Source organism: Frankia sp. CcWB2 (assembly GCF_977927585.1).
On the sequence record NZ_CDWRCM010000031.1, the window covers coordinates 26,671 to 28,190 of the forward strand.

A 1,520-nucleotide genomic window follows, 5' to 3' on the forward strand; every position below is an offset into this window, starting at 1 on the left:
CCGAAGGCCGCGGCGGCGCGGCGCACCGCGAGGTCGGGCACCGGGTCCAGGGTGATTTGCTGGGCCGCGACGATCCGCGCCGCGAACATACGGACGAACCAGTAGTATCCGCCCGCCCCGAGCAGCATCTTGCGCATCATCCAGAGCAGGCCGCGCTGGCGGTAGGTGTCGGGGAGCCCCGCGCTCGCGTCCGCGAGATCCTTCGTCGCGATCGCCGGGACGGGATCCTGCACCGGACGCCACAGCACCCGGATGAAACCATCCTCCAGCCTGGTCGCACCGGCCTTGCTGAAATTTTCGATGCGCGAGTGGAAGACCTCCCACTCGCGCCCGCACCAGGCGTCCCTGAAAAAGGGATCGGAACAGAGCGCCACCATCACGCGGGTTCCACCGGCGCCGGCGGCCAGGGCCAGGTCGGGGTCCATGCCGGGACGTGGGCGGGTGTCCAGGATTCCGCCCACCGCGGAGCCAACCTGAACCCGCAGCTCGTACTCGAGATCAGCGTGAAAGCGCTGCACCCAGCGCCGATCCTCATCTGCCGCATAGGGGACGTAATGAAGTAACAAATACGTGATCGAGAGCATCATCGCAGGTCACAGGCCTGTGGAGGGTTCGAAACGCGCAAGTTATTTCATTTCGACTCCATAGGAGATGAAGAAGTAGTTCTTCATCGGGTACCCTCAAAATCCAGCACCATGCGCCCCCGAACCTACCGTCACCCAGCGGACGGTGGCATCAGACGCTATCAGCCGACCGACGGCATGGCGATAGCCGTCCGCCCGGTTTCCTCAATGATCGTTCAACAACGATCGTCCAACATGGACGTGGCGGGAACAGGCCGGTCCATCGAGTACGTCCCGCGTCCCGCGGACGTCTACCGCCGGTCACCGGATGCCCCGGGCGGAACTTTCTGCTTTCCGTCAGATTTCCGTCGGCGCGTTTTCCCGGCGACCTCCCTCAGCGCACCTCCCAGTGCTCGGGTTCGAGCCGGAGCCAACGATCAATCTCCGCTCGCCACCAGATCCGGGTCCCGCCCCAGGTGGCGGTGCGATTTACCACCGCAGCCGGGCTCGGCGCGGCCGGATCGACCCGGAGCCGATGGTCGACCGCCTGGCGGGTCAGACCCAGCGCCCGAGCGATGTCGCCGGACCCGACAAGCAGCGGTAGTCGATCCACGGTTGCCGACGTTAGCCAATTCGGGCCGGCCGATGCCGCCGGTGGCCGCGGCCGTCCCCGGCCACGATCCCGGAGACTGCGTAACGATGCCGACGCCAATCGGTCGGTGACCATTCCTCCCCAGTAGGCTACCGGTCGTCGGACACCCGTCGCCGCTCGCGACCAGCGGTCTCGACCGGTACTGATCGGTACTGATCGGTACTGATCGGTACTGATCGGTACTGATCAAGACAGTCTCCTGGATGCGCGCACCAGCGACACACGCATGTGCTTGGGTAGTCACGTATCGCGAACATCATGCTGGCCGGGGCCGCCGGGCCGGAGAGTGTCGTAAACATTCACCT

The 1,520-nt window shown here is 65.4% G+C and carries 1 protein-coding gene and 1 pseudogene; both read right to left on the reverse strand.

Features of this window, described 5'->3' with window-relative positions; translation table 11 throughout:
* Window positions 1-587: pseudogene (locus tag ACY45C_RS05565) on the reverse strand (toll/interleukin-1 receptor domain-containing protein); the annotation flags it as partial.
* 370 nt (window positions 588-957) lie between these two features.
* Window positions 958-1,176 carry a hypothetical protein gene (locus ACY45C_RS05570; protein ID WP_462186578.1) on the reverse strand — a complete coding sequence of 73 codons (219 nt, stop codon included), beginning with the start codon at window positions 1,174-1,176 and terminating at the stop codon, window positions 958-960.
* Between the last annotated feature and the right edge of the window lie 344 nt (window positions 1,177-1,520).